The following is a 14,843-nucleotide window of genomic DNA, read 5'->3' as shown; positions in this document are numbered from 1 at the left end:
GGCCATCAGGATTACCGTCAATCCGGCGAACTTTAGGATTTAGCCTGTTACTGGCATTTCAGCTGCGTTTCAGGGCTGGTCACCATTTTGCCGTCTTCGCCAGTATTGACCGTTTCCGATCCGACGATCCTGGCTGCCATCCACTCAGGCACATGCCAGCTAGCGGGAAGCGACCGGGCAATCGCGCCGGGCAGGATCGACCAAAGCAGTATTGTCGCCATGGCCGTTGCTGCGCAGCTCCGGCGGAGCAGACGAGACTGGCCCTCCACCGACTGCCCGCGCTCGACGATGCCATCAATCCGCCCGATCGATCGTGCGATGGTGTCACGTGCTTCATCGAGCTTGCGGGCATCTTCGGCCCTGGCGTTCGTGGCCGCCTGCACGATCTCTTTGGTGAGTGCGACAGGCGTCAGCGCGACGGCGGGACTGCGCTCGATCCGCTGCAGGGCTTCCTGCGTCGTTTTCAGCTGCGCCATCATCGATCCAAGCGTCGGCGTATAGTCCGGCATGTGTTCGCGTGCAGCAGTGAGGCCTTCCACGGCTCGTCGCAGCAGGCTGATCTCGGCGCGAAGATCTTCGAAGGCGAGCGTGGTCTCGCCGGTAGGTTCATTGGTGGGCTGGGTCATGGTTACAGCCTACCGCCCCAGGCCGCGGCCCCGCGAGAGGCCGAGCCAGTTCTGGAGATCGTGGGACAACGAAGCTCCGCCGGAGGAGCGGATTCCGAGTTCCTTGACGCGGTTTCGTAGCAGCGACTCGAGCTGGGGGTCGCGCGCGAGGGTCTTGGCCATGCCGGTCATCGCCTCGCGAACCTCATCGCCGCGCCAGCGCTCGCCATTCCGGTCGAACGCCGCCGCGCGCCTGGCGTGTCTCGTCCAGTCCTCGACGAACCGGTCGGCACGAAGAGCGCGATCGCTGCTCATCTTTTCTTCCAGCGCCAATGCGCGAGCGGCGCGCTGATCGCGCATCTCCGCTTCCATCATCATCGCGCGGACAACCTGCGTCGTTCTTCCCTTGGCGGCCTCCTCGATGAGCCCCTGGTCGGCGTTGAAGACAGCGCGAATGTCGCGAACACCGTCTGGGCGAACCGCCTTCAACCCCGAGACCGCCGCATCGAGAGCGGCCTGCTGGTGGGGGAGCGGCTCGAAGCCTTGTCGACGGCTTCTCGTGATATCGGCAACCGCTCGGCCCACCTTCTCGACCGCCTGGTCGAGCGGAGATCGCACAACCTCGTCGCGGGCGACCCGGGTGAGCTTGAGGCCGGCAAATCGGTCGCGTGGCTTTGACACCGCAACCTCGGCCGATTTGTCCGCGGCCGGGTAATCGGACGCCATGTCCTTGCCCCGCTCGCGCGACAGCGTGGCGGCAAGCCGGTCATAGTCGGCAAAATCGTCGCGGCCATAGTGGAGATCGACACCGTCGCGGTGCCGCGAGAGCGCGACATAGGCAGCGTGCCGGTCGAGCCCCGGTGTCGCCAGCACATGCACCCGGTCGACGGTCATGCCCTGCGCCTTGTGGATGGTGGCGGCATAGCCATGATCGACAGCCGCATAATCCTTAAGATCGAAGGACACGTGCGCACCGTTGTCGAGCATCACCGCCATTCGGGTCGCGGTGACGCTCTCGATGCGACCCAGCGATCCATTCTTGACGCCAAGGCTGCGCTCGTTGCGCCCGAACATCACCCGATCACCGGCGGCAAAGGGACGCTCGCCCTTCTCGACCTGCAGGGTGACATCGTCGCCAAGTTCGTCCCGCGCCCGCAGTTGCCCGCGCGCCGCCTGGTTGAGCAGCGCCACCTCGTCATTGGTGTGGGTAAGGATGATCCGGCTGGCATCGGGTTCAGCCTGGCGTTGCCGGTCCCAACGATCGATCAGATCGACCCGTGCCGCCTCGCGGGTCTCGGCGACATGGATCGCATCATGCTGCTGGTATGCGCCAAGCGCTTCCCCAGTGCGCTCGGTGGCAAGCTGGCGCGTCGCTGTGCGTTGCCAGTCCTCGCGCTGGCGGCGAATGTCGGTGATCTCGATACTGCCATGGCGCTCGGCGACGCTGCGGAAAGCAGCACCCGCTTCGATCGCCTGGAGCTGTGCGGGGTCGCCGACCAGCACGACCTTGGCGCCGCGCTTCTCGGCTTCTGCAATCACCCGCTCGAGCTGGTGCGTGCCGATCATGCCCGCCTCGTCGATGACGAGGATCGACTTGTCGGTCAGGAGCTCCCGCCCCTGCCCCCATCGATGCTCGAGGCTGGCGATGGTGCGCGATACAATGCCCGAGCCGCTTTCAAGATTCTCGGCCGCAATGCCCGACAGCGCCAGTCCCTGAACCTGATACCCCGCGCTCTCCCAGGCCTCACGCGCGACGCCGAGCATTGCCGACTTGCCAGTCCCAGCATAGCCGACGACAACACCCAGACCCCGGCCGCTAGTGACATGGTCAAGGGCGCTGCGCTGCTCAGGCGACAGGGTCAGCCCGCGCATCTCCGCACGCACGAGCGCCAGCTTGCGATGCTGGTCATCTAGCCCGTGGCGACGGCTGACTTCGAGCTTCACCGTGGCGCGCTGCAGCCGCGCTTCGGTGTCGATCATGTCGCGGCTGGTGAAGCGCTCTTGCCCCCGTCCATCCTTGCCGAGCTTGACCAGTTCGGGGGAGGCGCGGACCGCAGCCATTACCTGGTCGAACTGCTCCTTTCCCTCGCTGTGGCGATGGACGAACATCGCCAGGTCGCGGGTGGTGAAGGTCGCCTGGGTGCGGGTGATCGCATCCAGCGCGACCGTTGGATTGGCGAGGATCTTCTCGCCATTGGCGCGGGCAATGGCGTGATGCTCATCGAGCCGCTCGCTTCTGAGCCCCTGCTCGACCATGCGTGATGCGGCGGGGCCGATCTTGTGCTGGGGCTCGAGGTCGATACCTTGCGCTTCCAGGCTGCGGTGATCGACCCGCGCATCGATGTCGAGTTCGGCCAGCCTGGCATTCACATGACCTGCCCAGCGCTCGCGCCAGGTCTCGAGCAGATCGGTGCGGTTCCAGTCGCGGTTCTTCTTGCCAAAACCCTCCTCGTTCACTTCGCGAAGGCCCAGCATGACATGGGCATGGGGCTTGGGCTCGCCGTCTGCGCCGACATCCCAATGCACGTTGAGATCGGCGACCATGCCGCACGCGACAAACTCCCGTTCGACAAAGTCGCGAGCTAGCCGAATGCCCTCTGCTTGGTCGAGTTCGCGCGGGATGGCGAACTCGACTTCGCGGGCGAGCTGCGCGTCCTTCCGGACCTCGACGGCCTCAACCGCATTCCACAGCGCTTCCCGGTCTCGCCACGCCTCGCGCGCGCCATCGGGCAGCAGCACCTCGGAATGAACGACGCCGGCCTTGTTGGAGAAGTCATGGTGGCGATCGAGCCGCTGATCGTGCAGCCGCGAGGCGGAGCGATAGGCCGCTGCCGCCAGCGCCGACGAGCCGTTGGCGCGCGAGATGATCTTGGCGGAGAAATGGTAGATCGCCATGGCGGCGATCCATTTACACCAAACAAGCGACGTCGGCACGACGTATAAGCGCGCCCTTCGAAGATTTCATCTGTCTCGGGAAGCGGTCGTCCCAAGTCATCCCGGCGCATTGCAGCTGATCGAACGCCCCGATAACTGGGTCATCCTTATCGTACAACGAAAGGATGACCGCATGCGCAAACCCCGCGACTATGATGCCGAGCTCAAGGCGCTCGATGACAAGGCGAGACAGCTGAAAGCCCGCAAGCGCGAGCAGCTGGGCGAGTTGGTCATCGCGACCGGTGCTGATGCGCTGTCGATGGAACAACTGGTGGGGGCGTTGTTGCTGGCGGCGGAGGCAACAGACGAGCCCACAAAGGAGGCGCAGCACGCGCGCGGGGCGGCGTTCTTTCGCGCGAAATCCGGCGCACGCCAAAGCGCTCACCATCACGACAGCCGCCAACCGACGGACAGCAGCTCTGTGCGCCTGGCTTCAGCTTCGTCGAGCGCGGCGTGACACGCGCGATTGGCAGGTGAAGCGCCGCGAACGCACCCGCCAGCTGATCGAGCTGGGCGGTCTGATTGCCAAGGCTGGCCTCATCGATCTGACCGACGACGACCGTGCGCTGATCTATGGCGCGCTTGTCGATGTGGCGAGCAGACTGCGCGGCGAAGATGGCGATCGCTACCGGTTGATCTGGACGCGGCGTGGGCGGCGGGCCTTTGCCGACGATGCGAGCGCGGGCTGATGGACGTCAGGCTTGCGCGAGCCGCTTTTCGCAAGTCTCTTTGACGATCTGCTGGAGCAACTCGACCCGCTCGGCCAGCCATTCGAGTTCGGCCGGCGTCACCTTGTAGTGCGGCGAGTAGCGCGCGTTGACATAGGCTTGGCGGAGCAGCTCGAAACAGCGCTGGGCAAACTTGGTATCGCGCGGCCAGACAGCGATGAGCTCATGCACGAGCGGCTCGGCCTGGCTGCGCAGGAAATTCAGCTTGTGCGACTTCGGGCTGTACAGCGTCAGGGTCAGCAGCAGGCAGTGGTACAGCTGTTCCGTGGTCTGGTGCAGGTCGAAGGCGGCCTGATTTCCGTAGCCTTTGCTGATTAGAAACCGCGCGCTTTCGAAGCGCTTACCGGCGTTTGGAAACCACTGATCGAAGTGCTTCCGCGCTTCCGCCAACTCCGCTTTGGGATCGAGCGGCTGTGGCGTGACGAAGGGGTAGTCTTCGACCTCATATAAGGCGATGCCCTGCTCGATCGCATCGATGAAGAACGGCCGCCCCTGTGTCAGTTGGTTGTTCACGTCGGCGAGGCTGTGGACGATGAAGCTGACCGGCGCCGAGATGCGCTTGGAGATCGTCACCTCGCGGACGAACTGGTCGTCGGCCTTGGCCCAGAACTCGCCCGGCTCGGTCAGCCGTTCGTCGCTGACCACGACGAGGATGTCATAGTCCGACTGATAGCCGCCGATCGGATCATCGACCCAATCACCGCGTGCGTAGGAGCCGTAGAGGATGACCTTGAGGATGCGGCCCTGCCGGCGCCACTTCTGTGTCGACAGCGATGTTGCCTGCTCGAACTCCGCGAACAGCACTTCCACGATCCGGTCGAGATCGCGGCGCTTCTTGTCCGGCAGATGAGCAACGTCGTCGCGCATGATGCTATTCCTAGCGAACCGTTACGGATGCGTACATCCTTTGTACTCATGCGATGCCGGCGCTCACCTCATGGCGGGGCATCATCCGCATCCATAAGGGCGATGAGGACGCGCACGATAACGTGCTCGACGTCCTGCGCCGTGCAGCCATGGCGGCGCGCCGCTTCGTCGTAATCCAGCCCGTCGATCCGCACGCTGGCGAAGATTTGACGATCGCGAAGGGGCAGCGCGTTCCAGACGCGAAACCGCGCCTGGAAGTGGTGATCGCGCGTCATGAAGGCTGCCCCTCATCCGCTGCAAAGCCGAGCAAATAATCCGCCGCCTTGCTGGCCGCGCTCGCAGCGCGGAAGATCGCCTTGTCGTCGTTGCGCAGCACCTCGAGCCACGACCCAATATAGTCGGCATGGCGCACCGTCGGTTTGATCGACAGCGACGCACAGGCAAAAGCGCTTGCCATCTCGGCGACAAGCTCTTCGCGCGCATAATTGGCGCTGCCGAAGGCGCCTGTCTGGTCGCGGTCCAGGCGTGTTGGATGCCCGGTCCAATGGCCGAGCTCGTGGAGCGCGGTGCGGTACCAGTTGATCGGTTGATGAAAGGCCGCAACCGGCGGCACCGCGACATAGTCGCCAGCCGGATGGTAATAGGCACGGTCGCCGCCGATCCGCACATCCGCGCCGCTGGCGTCGATGAGGGCTGCGACCTCGGGCAGGATTTCGATCTCAGGCCGAACCTCCGGCGCTCGGGTCAGCGCGTCGGGCAGGCCTTCGCACTGGTCGATGTTGAAGACGGTGAAGCGCTTGAGGAACGCGATCGTGCGTGCCTCCTGCTCGTCATCGCGGGAGCTGTCATCCTTGCCCTTCGGTGTGAAGCGATCGGCATAACAGACGGTCGTACCGCGCTCGCCCTTACGCACATTGCCGCCCGCCGCTTGGGCTTGCCGGTAGGTCAGCCAGCGCTGTGAGCGGTAGCCGCCCTCGATGACCCTGGCCCACAGGATCAGGACGTTGATCCCGGAATAGCGCCGCCCGGTCACGCCATTTGCTGGCATGGTGCAGGCACAAGCCGCGCTGTCCCAAGGCTGCACCCAAGGCAGCCGCCCTTCCTCCAGTTCGGCAATCACACGGGCCGTCACCTCGGCATAGAGGGTCTGACGTTGGTTGATGGTCCTGGACATGATCCTCACTCCTTCCAAACCACCGCAGCCCGGCCGGAATGGCGGGGGTGGGCGGCAGGAGCGGACCGACAGTCCCGTCAGATGAGGCGGGCTGCACCCGAAGGGCCGAAACATCGTGGAGGACCGGCGCAGCCGGTTGCAGGACGCCGCGGCGGAACTACAGGGCCGTGACGCCCACCCTCGCCAGACGCGCCCGGCGCGTACACCAGCGTGGGGGCACCCCATGCTGTCCGCTGACGGTGCGCCATGCGCACCGTCACCCGTCAGGGATCTCAACCCATATGGGCCGAGACGGAACGGCTCGGCGCCGCGCCAGCGGCGTAGAGCCCGGTCCTGCGGTATCGCAGGAGACGGCAGCACTCTGCTGTCTGGATGTCCCTCGACAGTGTCGTCAGGACCCCAGCGAAGCTCTCCTGCCCATCATGGAAAAGCAGGACCTTACCGGCTCCCTTCCGAAGAACCGCGAGGTGATGCCATGACCACCAACCCCGACCGCATCTTGCGTTTAAAGGCCGTCCTCGATCAGACAGGGCTTTGCCGCTCCACCCTCTACCGCAAGATGGCCAACGGCACCTTTCCGAAGAACATCCAGCTCAGCACCCGCTGCGTGGGCTGGCGTGCCTCAGCCGTCGAGGAATGGCTGCGCAACCCTATGTTCTACCACGTCGATGATCATCCTGCCGGATAAGCGCGTCGCGACCCATCGCAGCGTTCCAACTCGGTTGCGGAACCTACCTGGAAATTCGCCGCCCTAAACGCTTGGATTTCGAAGATGCGTCGTCATCCCAAATGACGTGAAGTGGGACTTTTCGGACGTTCTCATGCTACACGTAGAACGGCGACTGTTGTCAGAAGCTGACGTTCAACTGTCAGTCCGATCAAGCGGACTGACGGCTTTCGGACGGCAGCCAGCGATAGCGGACTCGACTAAGGCAGGCGGCGATATGGTCGGGTTTGGCCGCTCTTCAAGCCCGGCGACCACAGCGTCGATGTCTACGTTTCCCCGTGGCAGATCAGTCATTTGCACATTGAACGGCAGCGTTTGGAATTGATCATTAAAGCGATGAGGTGGTAGCCCTACCGCTTAGCTCAGTGCTTGGCGCTGCAACGGAGTGGTGCGATTGTCGAATCTAGCATCGAGTGGCGAGCCCTTTGACTTCAAAGCACTCAATTATCAGGATTTCGAGCTTCTAGTGGGCGCGCTGCTCTCACGATCCGGGTTGTCTATAACCGCACAAGCGCGGCCGGGCCAAAACGCCCCGGACTTCGAACTAGTATCATCCACCGGCGAACGCATAATCGTCGAAGTAAAAAACTATAGGCAACCGATCCCGAGTGCGATCGTGAACCAGTTTGCCAGCGACGTAGCTCGCGCGAGGGTCCAGATGCCCGATACCAAGGGTCTGTTGGTCGTGTCCGGCGACCTGTCCCCGCGGGCGCGGCAAGCTATAGAGAAGCAGGATGGACTGGACGTATGGACAGGAGACGACCTTAGGCACCTCCTGCAGCGCTTTCCAGATGTCGCGCAAGCTGCGTTCTCGAGCGTAGCGGCATCGCAGTCGCTCCAGATGATGATGGCAGCGGCCTCGCCCCCGCCCCCGCGCCCGGTTTTCGCGCAATTCGAAGACCGTCTTGACGCCATCAAGGCAGGCAAGGACGATTGGAGCAAATTCGAGGATTGGGGGACCGAGATCCTGACCGAAATCTTCAAGCCTGATCTAGGGCCGCCGGATCAGCAGACGCGTAGCGACGATGGCCTCGACATTATGGACGCAATCTTCCCGATCCGTAGCGGAAGCCCGCCATGGGCGCTGGTGCGCGCTGAGTACGGAACGCGCTTTGCTGTCGCTGAGTATAAGAACTACACGAAGCCGATTGGCCCAAAGCAGGTCGAGTCCATCCAGCAGTATCTCTGGATCCCGGCGAAGCGGCAATTTGGTTTGCTGGTGTCGCGCGAGGGGCCAGCGCCTCAGGCGATTATTCAACGGCGCCGGGCCTGGCTAGAGCAGCAGAAGATGATCGTTTTCCTGACAGCGGCCGACCTCATCGGGATGCTCGAGATGCGCGAGAATGGCGAAGAGCCGTTTAACGTGATCGAAGCGCAGCTTGAAGAGTTTTTCCGCACGCTCAGTCCATAGCAGACAGAAACGAACAAAAGGGTACCTTGCTAAACCTCGATCTGACCGCACCGCTCCTCGCCATTCTTCAAGGGCACGCGTTGAGATAAAGATAGAGCCGCCAGAGCGCTTCGGCGTGGATCACACCATTGCTGCGGATCAGCCGATCGACGAGTTGGCGCAACGTCGTCACCGCTGCCGGCCATTCCTCGACCGCGGCGACCATCCCGTCCTCGAACCGTTCGAAGGCCCCCGCTTCCTCGATCCCGGCGTAGCACGCGGCGAGTTCGAGTATCTCATGCACGGGATCGAGCGGACTGCCCTCCTCGGTGTCATTGGTGAGGGCCGTAGAAACACCCGACAAGGCCGCCTGCCGCGCCAGCGCCCGGATCACGTCGAGCGCTCGACCGTGCTCGGCTTGCGGCAACAACAGCCCGATCGTGCGGATCATCGCCCGCGGCACCGGCAATCCATCGCGTGGCCCAAAGGTCAGCCCGTCGAGATCGATCGTCCGTACCAAGTCCTGCGCGACTGCCTCTTGCGCTGGCGACAGACCGGTCCTGGAATGCTGCATCAGCACCGACCAGGCGAGGCCGTCCTCGAAATTGGCCCGGATGTTGCGGATCGCGTCATCGCCCAGGCTTTCCCGCTTCGCCATCGGATCGCCGATCAGCGCGTCAAGTGCCGGGGCATGCGCGGTCAGGAAGCTGCCGAGCAAATTCTGGCCGGTGAAATTACGCAGGATCAGCGCAGGTATTGCCAGAGGCTCTCCCACTTCTACCACGCGGAACCCCGCAACGAGCTTCTCTAGTTCGGCGTCATCGATAAAATCAGCCACCGGCGCATCGCCGATCAGCGCGCCGATCATGTGGAACAGCAAAGCGTCCGCGGTCATCGCGCTTGATGATGCCGCGTCGCGATCACCGAAGCGTTCGATGTTGATGCGATCGGCGATATTCTCGTCGAAATGCCCTTCGGAGAAAAAGCAGGTCAAGAGGTACGGATCGGCCCGCCGCCGCAGGAACGTGTCGAGGAGGCGATTGGCATGGACCCAGGTCAACACCAGACGATCCGCCATACCCAGCGCCCGGAACTCCTGATCCTGCCAAAACGCCCGCACCGTCCAGCGCAGGATGGCGGAGAAGGACGGCCCTGCCACGCGAACCTTCGCGATCAGCGAGCTGAGCAGCGCCTGCCGCGCCGCGGCGTCCGCAACAGTCGGCAAAGCGATCTCGGTCTGCCGATAAAGTGCGACCGGCGTTACCGCGTGATCGAGCTCGGCTTGGATGTCGGGGGTGAGCGCAAAGTCGCACAGATCGAGCAGACCCGCGATCGGCAGACCGCTCAGCCGGCGCAACGCCATGACCGAACCGACGTCGCCGACCAGCCGCGCTGCCGCTGCGCTCAGCCGGTCGGTGAACGGCGCGTCGCCAGGCTCGATCCGCAGGTAGTTCAGCAGGGCGCTTGCAGGCGGCGGGAAAAACGCGCCGAGCGAGATCCGCAGTTTGGGCTGAAAAGCCGCGTCGAGGTCGACATAGACCGCTTTGGCGCTGCGCTTGCGTGCTGAGATCAGCGCGCTGATCAAGCGATTGGGGGTGCGTGCCGCGCGACCGTCGGCCGCAAATTTCTCAAGATCAGCAGGCGTGAGTTCGAGCTCAGCGAGCAACTGATCGTAGCGATCGAGCGGACGCACCTGCGGATCGAACAGGCTGCAGAGGGTATCGGCGAGCCGGGCGCGGACCCCACCGCTGATCGCAACGCCATTGTCAGTGCGCACGATCCGGCACTTCCTGCCGTCGCGGGTGCGGACATTGGTCGGGCCATAACACCTCGCGGTCCGCACCGCGCGCCAAAAGCGATCGGCTTCAAACCGTTTGTCACGAATGGTGACGACTTCGTCCGAGCGCAGGCCGAGATAGGCGCCGATCGGGCGTGTTGCGAGCGCGCTCAACAGCGGCTGCGGCAAGGCCGCTGCGCGCAGCTTGAACAACCGAAGTTCGAGACCCGGTCGCGTGGCGGTCGGATCACGGCCCGTCAGCCGCGGCAGATAGAGCGCCTCGATGTGATCGGCGATGCGTTCGAGGATGTCGGGATCGCCCTTCTGATGGGGCGCAAGGGCTGACAGCCAGAACCAATTGGAGAAGGTGCGCCGCCGCACTCGGCGCAGACCCGGCGGCAAGTCGCTCGGGAACGCCAGCGTCTCGACAGCAGACTGGAAGCAAAGCGAGGCGAGCATGCTCGCCGAGTCACCGGGCTTCTCCTCGGGGATAGCGCGGAGCGACCGTTCGATCCGCAGGGTCGCCCACACCCATTCGGACCGCGCGACGCAGGTCTCCGCCGTCTGCGTGGGGTCCGACCAGATCGCCGCGAGGCATTCCTCTGCGAGCTTCATGTCGGCGAGAACGAGGCGGGTTTCGTCGGGCCGGCGATCGTCTGGATCGTCGCCTCCGCCGACCTTCAGCCGCGCGTCCATCAGCCGCTGCGCCGCTCGGTTGCGGCGCAGCGCGCGGAGCGCTGGCGTTTCGCGCAGCGTGCCATCGACCACCGGAGCGGCAAGGATCGCCGGGATCACGTCGGCGGTTTCGAGCTGGTTCAGCCCCGCCCCCTGTCCGAGCAACCGGCTCAGCCGTGCGCGCGCGTCGGCTTCGCTCAGCACGCCATCGGCAACGAGCGCGTCGAGGACGTCGAGCAGCTCGACAATGACATGCGTGCGATTGGCAGGATAGCCGGTGAGATTGCGGTCCTGATACCATGATACGGCCCCGTCGATCTCCTCGGCGTTGAGCAGGTCGATGAGGCACAGGGTTGTTGGATTGCGGGTATTAAGCGTGTCGATCTCGCGATCGGCATGGCGCCGGATCAGTTCGTAACGGCCGGCCTCGATGCCGAGGCGGATGCGCTCGCGCAAGTTATCCAGGAACGCGGCCCGCGTCGCCTTGGCTTCTTCGGCGGCAGCATATTGGCGAATCCCGCGCGCGACCGTGGGATCGATTGCGATATCGAAACCGAGACACAGGGCTGGAAGGATATCGATTTCGAGCAGTTGCTCCGCGGCCGCGCCCGCGAGCCACAGGCCTTCGCCCGCGACCAACGGTGTGAGCACTTCGCCGGACTCTGTGTCTGGTGCCGCCATCGCAGCGCGCGCCTGCATGACCATGGTCTCGTCGATCACGCCTGCGGCAAAGGCGGCATCGACCAGCTGCCGCACGTCAAAATCTATATCCCGATTGCCGTCGGTGTCGCGCAACGCGACGACGCGATCGGTATCCCTGCGCGCTCGCTCGGCTAGACTATTGCCGACCATGTCGGTCAGCCGGCGCAAGAGGGCGAGCCGGGTTGGCTGACTCGGCGCAACACGCCGATGCATGTCGACTAGCGCCGCGGGCACCGCAGGCGATATACGTATTGGGTTGGGATGACGCTCAACGATATCGAGGAGGTCGGCGTGCGCAGCGACGAGCAACGCCGAGATGTCCATGTGCAAGCGCCACCGAGACCAGGGCAACCCAACATCGAGATGGCGAGGGCGTGCGCCATTGCGCCATAGGCGCAACTTGAGTGGTCCGCGCTCGCTGTTGGGTGACTCGAGCAGCAACGCGTCGAGTGTCACATTCTGGTTCTCGGCAAGCAAATGCGCGGGGATGCGGCCGTCGAGATAGAGAGCCCAATGCTCCTCAGCGGTGGCATTCTGCGACGCAATGAAGTCGGGCAGGTCGGCAACATCGAATGTGCGGATCGAGCCGGTACCATCTTCCGCTGCGCGCGCAACGTCGAGGTGGAACGGCGCGGCTTCTCTTTCCAGGCCGAGCGAGAAGGCCTGAATATAGGCCGAGACGGCAAGCTTGCGCTGCCCGTCGCGGGCGACCGCGAAGCGCCATAATTCCCGGGCAAGCGCCATGTCGCTGGCCCGCAAGGTCTCGACCCAGACCATAGCGGCATCAGGCGCAAGGTCGGCGCTCCGCATAAGGTCGCGCACGATCCGCGCGGCACCCCCGGTGTCACCAATGCTGGCGCGGAGTCGGGCTTCGAGGTGGCGGTCGACCGCAGCGCCGGATTCGGCGCTGAGCGCCCGCGCGGTTTCGAGCGCGCCGACCAAGTCGCCGGCGCGCTGCTGCTGATCGGCGATGAGGCGCCGCACGTCCGGCGGTGGTGCGCCATTGCGGAAGACGTGACGATGTTCTTCGACAAAGGTGACGAGTTCACCCTCAACGCCCGTTGAGGCAACTAGATAGGCGACGATCCGCACCGCCTCGGCGGTCGCGAACGCCAGGATCGTATCGCGGTGCGGCTGCAGGATCGCCCATTGACCTTCGGCGGCAATCAGCTGTGCGGCGGCAAGCGTCTGTGGGTGCCCACCTTCCGCCAAGACGTTGAACCCAGCCTCGACGCCCGACCAGTCATTGCTGGCGCGTGCGGCCTGAATATCGTCGACGAACGTATCGGTCGCCGGCACCGGCGTGCCCGTATCGTCCTCGCTTGCGTCTGCGGCGAGCCGCGCGATCCAAGTCTCGGCCTCGGTGTGCGCCTCGCCGGACTGCGCGTCGAGATGAGCCTCGAGGGCGGCCCGCGCCGACCGGGCATCGCCCCCGGAAACCAGCAGGAGTGCGTGAATGCGAACATCGATCTGTTCGGTCGTGCCCTCGGCATAGATATTGGCATAGCGGCGCCGGCTCTCCGCAAGATCCACATTGAAGCGACGCGACAACGACCAGGCGATCGGCACCGGATCGCCGGAATCCTCGGCGATCAGCGTCCGAGCCAGCGTCTCGGCATCCTCGCGCCGGTCGAGCTGGTTTGACAGAGCGGCAAGCAGCCAATGGCGATCGCCGCGGTCGCCGACTCGATCGACGAGCGACTGGAAACCCTGCGTGGCCCCCACCAGCCAGTCATGAGCCTCGTCGTCGTCGCGGACGAGATCGAAATCAACCGGGCTCGCGTTGAGGAACCATTCAGGCGCAAGGACCGGCGACAAGGCCGCAGCGTAACGGGCGATCGCGACGGTGCGGATCGTCGCGGTCCAGTGCCCGGCCTCGCGTTCGAGTTGCTCGACCAAAGCGAGTGCTTCGACGCGCTTGTTACGCATGAGCAGCGCCCAGGCTTGCAGTCGGACGGTTTCCGGATCGAGCTCGTCGCTCGCGAGGATGGCGAGCACCTCTTCCGCCCCATCGACATTGCCGCTCGATAGCAGGAGAGCCGTCTGCAGCTGGCGTCCGTCGCGTGTCGATGGCGTGCCGAGCACGGCAAGCCCGGCAGTGGTGCCCCCACGCTGCATCGCGATCCGAGCGGCGATACGGGGTTCGGCCGCCGGTTGGATCGCGGTCGCTTCGGCATCGAGTGTGGCAGCGCCGTCAAGGTCGTCGCGATGCAGCGCCGCCGAGGCGGCGAAGCGCAGGACGCGGGCCTGGGCGCCGGGATCGAGCTGCGACCAGAGCGGTTCCGCGCGCAGCTCGGCGAGCGAGCGTTCGACCGCACCGAGATCGCCGGCGCGTAAGTCGTCGAGCGCACGAGCAACCTTCTGCTCGGCCTCGCCCGACAGCAGCGCCCGCAATTCGGCGATCTGACTGGCGCCAACCGGCTGCGTGCCGACCGACGATCCGACCGATTGCAGTGCCTCGCGCTGCTGAGGTCCGCAGATGATGTCGACCCAAAAGGTGCCGAGGTAGGTCGCGACGATGCCGCGGTGCGGCCGCATCCGCTCGATCAGCTGGGTTTGCCCCCACAGTTCATAATCGACGCCGATCGCGCTAAACCTTTCGCGTTCGGTGTCGGCCTCATCGCTGACGTGCGTTGGCGCGATAGGCGCGGTGGTCGTAAGGATGAAGCGCTTGACGCCCTTGGCCTGCCACTTGCCCGTCCAGTGATCGAGAAAAGCCGTCGACCATTTGGCGAGGTCGCCCTTCTTGATCTCGATATACGCCTTGCAGGAGGCGACATCGCAGCCCCCGCCCCTCAAATCGGCCTTAGTATCGATCCCGAACTGCGTTTGGCCGGGAGTGCCATATTGAGTTGCCGTCACCACGTTCGGTTCGTGGTTTAGCAAAGCTTCGGTCAGACGTTCGAGCTGCTGCCAGTCCCAGCCTTCAAGCCGGGGTGGACGCGTCTCCTGTTGAGGCAGATCGATATCGGGTGGCTGGTCCATCAGTCGCGTCCAGACGTGCCGCCGCGATTGCCGATCCTCCGGCCATTGCACGACCGTGAATTGCCGGGAAGTTTAGCTCCAAGAAACATCGTCCCATCTGCTTGATGCGACGCGAGAAAAGCAAGCCCATGCGTCGGGAGCGTTGAAATAGTTTGTGATGAGGTGCCCGCTTCTTATCACCCCAAATTCGTCGACAAGAGCCGAGAAATGGAAGCCGGTAAGCGATCAGTTGATATCTTTGCGGGAATGTCTGCTCGTAGAATTGATGCCGCTGCTGTT

Annotated in this window: 10 protein-coding genes; 4 read left to right on the top strand and 6 right to left on the bottom strand. The window is 64.2% G+C overall.

The window, feature by feature from the left end; genetic code table 11:
• Positions 1 to 47: 47 nt before the first annotated feature.
• Positions 48 to 626 carry a hypothetical protein gene (locus tag OXQ33_RS04965; RefSeq protein WP_267433585.1) on the bottom strand — a complete coding sequence of 193 codons (579 nt, stop codon included), beginning with the start codon at positions 624 to 626 and terminating at the stop codon, positions 48 to 50.
• Between the two features lie 9 nt (positions 627 to 635).
• Positions 636 to 3,500, bottom strand: a complete 2,865-nt coding sequence (traA, locus tag OXQ33_RS04960; protein WP_267433584.1) for a Ti-type conjugative transfer relaxase TraA — start codon at positions 3,498 to 3,500, stop codon at positions 636 to 638.
• A 172-nt stretch (positions 3,501 to 3,672) separates the two neighbouring features.
• On the opposite strand from traA, the gene OXQ33_RS04955 reads away from it, so the two are divergent.
• Positions 3,673 to 3,996 (top strand): conjugal transfer protein TraD, encoded by a 324-nt coding sequence (locus OXQ33_RS04955; RefSeq protein ID WP_267433592.1) that lies wholly within the window; start codon positions 3,673 to 3,675, stop codon positions 3,994 to 3,996.
• Positions 3,997 to 4,012: 16 nt separating this feature from the next.
• On the top strand, positions 4,013 to 4,228 hold the full coding sequence (locus OXQ33_RS04950) for a conjugal transfer protein TraD (RefSeq protein ID WP_267433583.1): 216 nt from the start codon (positions 4,013 to 4,015) through the stop codon (positions 4,226 to 4,228).
• Positions 4,229 to 4,234: 6 nt separating this feature from the next.
• Here the strand turns inward: OXQ33_RS04950 and OXQ33_RS04945 are convergent, their stop codons facing one another.
• The 3 genes from OXQ33_RS04945 to OXQ33_RS04935 form a co-directional block, all read right to left on the bottom strand.
• On the bottom strand, positions 4,235 to 5,134 hold the full coding sequence (locus tag OXQ33_RS04945) for a nucleotidyltransferase and HEPN domain-containing protein (protein ID WP_267433582.1): 900 nt from the start codon (positions 5,132 to 5,134) through the stop codon (positions 4,235 to 4,237).
• Between the two features lie 68 nt (positions 5,135 to 5,202).
• Positions 5,203 to 5,409 carry a sigma-70 region 4 domain-containing protein gene (locus OXQ33_RS04940; RefSeq protein WP_267433581.1) on the bottom strand — a complete coding sequence of 69 codons (207 nt, stop codon included), beginning with the start codon at positions 5,407 to 5,409 and terminating at the stop codon, positions 5,203 to 5,205.
• A complete protein-coding gene (locus OXQ33_RS04935) occupies positions 5,406 to 6,308 on the bottom strand; it encodes a zincin-like metallopeptidase domain-containing protein (protein WP_267433580.1) in 903 nt (300 codons plus the stop codon). The genes OXQ33_RS04940 and OXQ33_RS04935 overlap by 4 nt, the downstream gene beginning before the upstream one ends.
• Positions 6,309 to 6,783: 475 nt before the next feature.
• Between OXQ33_RS04935 and OXQ33_RS04930 the strand changes: the two genes are divergently transcribed.
• Complete coding sequence (locus tag OXQ33_RS04930) at positions 6,784 to 6,996, top strand: AlpA family transcriptional regulator (RefSeq protein ID WP_267433579.1); 213 nt, start codon at positions 6,784 to 6,786, stop codon at positions 6,994 to 6,996.
• Positions 6,997 to 7,420: 424 nt separating this feature from the next.
• Positions 7,421 to 8,446 (top strand): restriction endonuclease, encoded by a 1,026-nt coding sequence (locus OXQ33_RS04925; RefSeq protein ID WP_346015338.1) that lies wholly within the window; start codon positions 7,421 to 7,423, stop codon positions 8,444 to 8,446.
• 67 nt (positions 8,447 to 8,513) lie between these two features.
• Here the strand turns inward: OXQ33_RS04925 and OXQ33_RS04920 are convergent, their stop codons facing one another.
• Complete coding sequence (locus OXQ33_RS04920; protein WP_267433577.1) at positions 8,514 to 14,564, bottom strand: hypothetical protein; 6,051 nt, start codon at positions 14,562 to 14,564, stop codon at positions 8,514 to 8,516.
• Between the last annotated feature and the right edge of the window lie 279 nt (positions 14,565 to 14,843).

The sequence above is a fragment of the Sphingomonas sp. GM_Shp_1 genome (assembly GCF_026540895.1).
In the GTDB taxonomy this organism is placed as follows: Bacteria; Pseudomonadota; Alphaproteobacteria; order Sphingomonadales; family Sphingomonadaceae; genus Sphingomonas.
The sequence above is the reverse complement of the archived record's forward strand: the minus strand, read 5'-3'. Positions and strand labels throughout refer to the sequence as shown.

Excerpts from the sequence above, each read along its gene's own strand:
- OXQ33_RS04965 (WP_267433585.1), bottom strand. The coding sequence starts at position 626 with ATGACCCAGCCCACCAATGAACCTACCGGCGAGACCACGCTCGCCTTC.
- traA (WP_267433584.1), bottom strand. The coding sequence starts at position 3,500 with ATGGCGATCTACCATTTCTCCGCCAAGATCATCTCGCGCGCCAACGGC.
- OXQ33_RS04955 (WP_267433592.1), top strand. The coding sequence starts at position 3,673 with ATGCGCAAACCCCGCGACTATGATGCCGAGCTCAAGGCGCTCGATGAC.
- OXQ33_RS04945 (WP_267433582.1), bottom strand. The coding sequence starts at position 5,134 with ATGCGCGACGACGTTGCTCATCTGCCGGACAAGAAGCGCCGCGATCTC.
- OXQ33_RS04940 (WP_267433581.1), bottom strand. The coding sequence starts at position 5,409 with ATGACGCGCGATCACCACTTCCAGGCGCGGTTTCGCGTCTGGAACGCG.
- OXQ33_RS04935 (WP_267433580.1), bottom strand. The coding sequence starts at position 6,308 with ATGTCCAGGACCATCAACCAACGTCAGACCCTCTATGCCGAGGTGACG.
- OXQ33_RS04930 (WP_267433579.1), top strand. The coding sequence starts at position 6,784 with ATGACCACCAACCCCGACCGCATCTTGCGTTTAAAGGCCGTCCTCGAT.
- OXQ33_RS04920 (WP_267433577.1), bottom strand. The coding sequence starts at position 14,564 with ATGGACCAGCCACCCGATATCGATCTGCCTCAACAGGAGACGCGTCCA.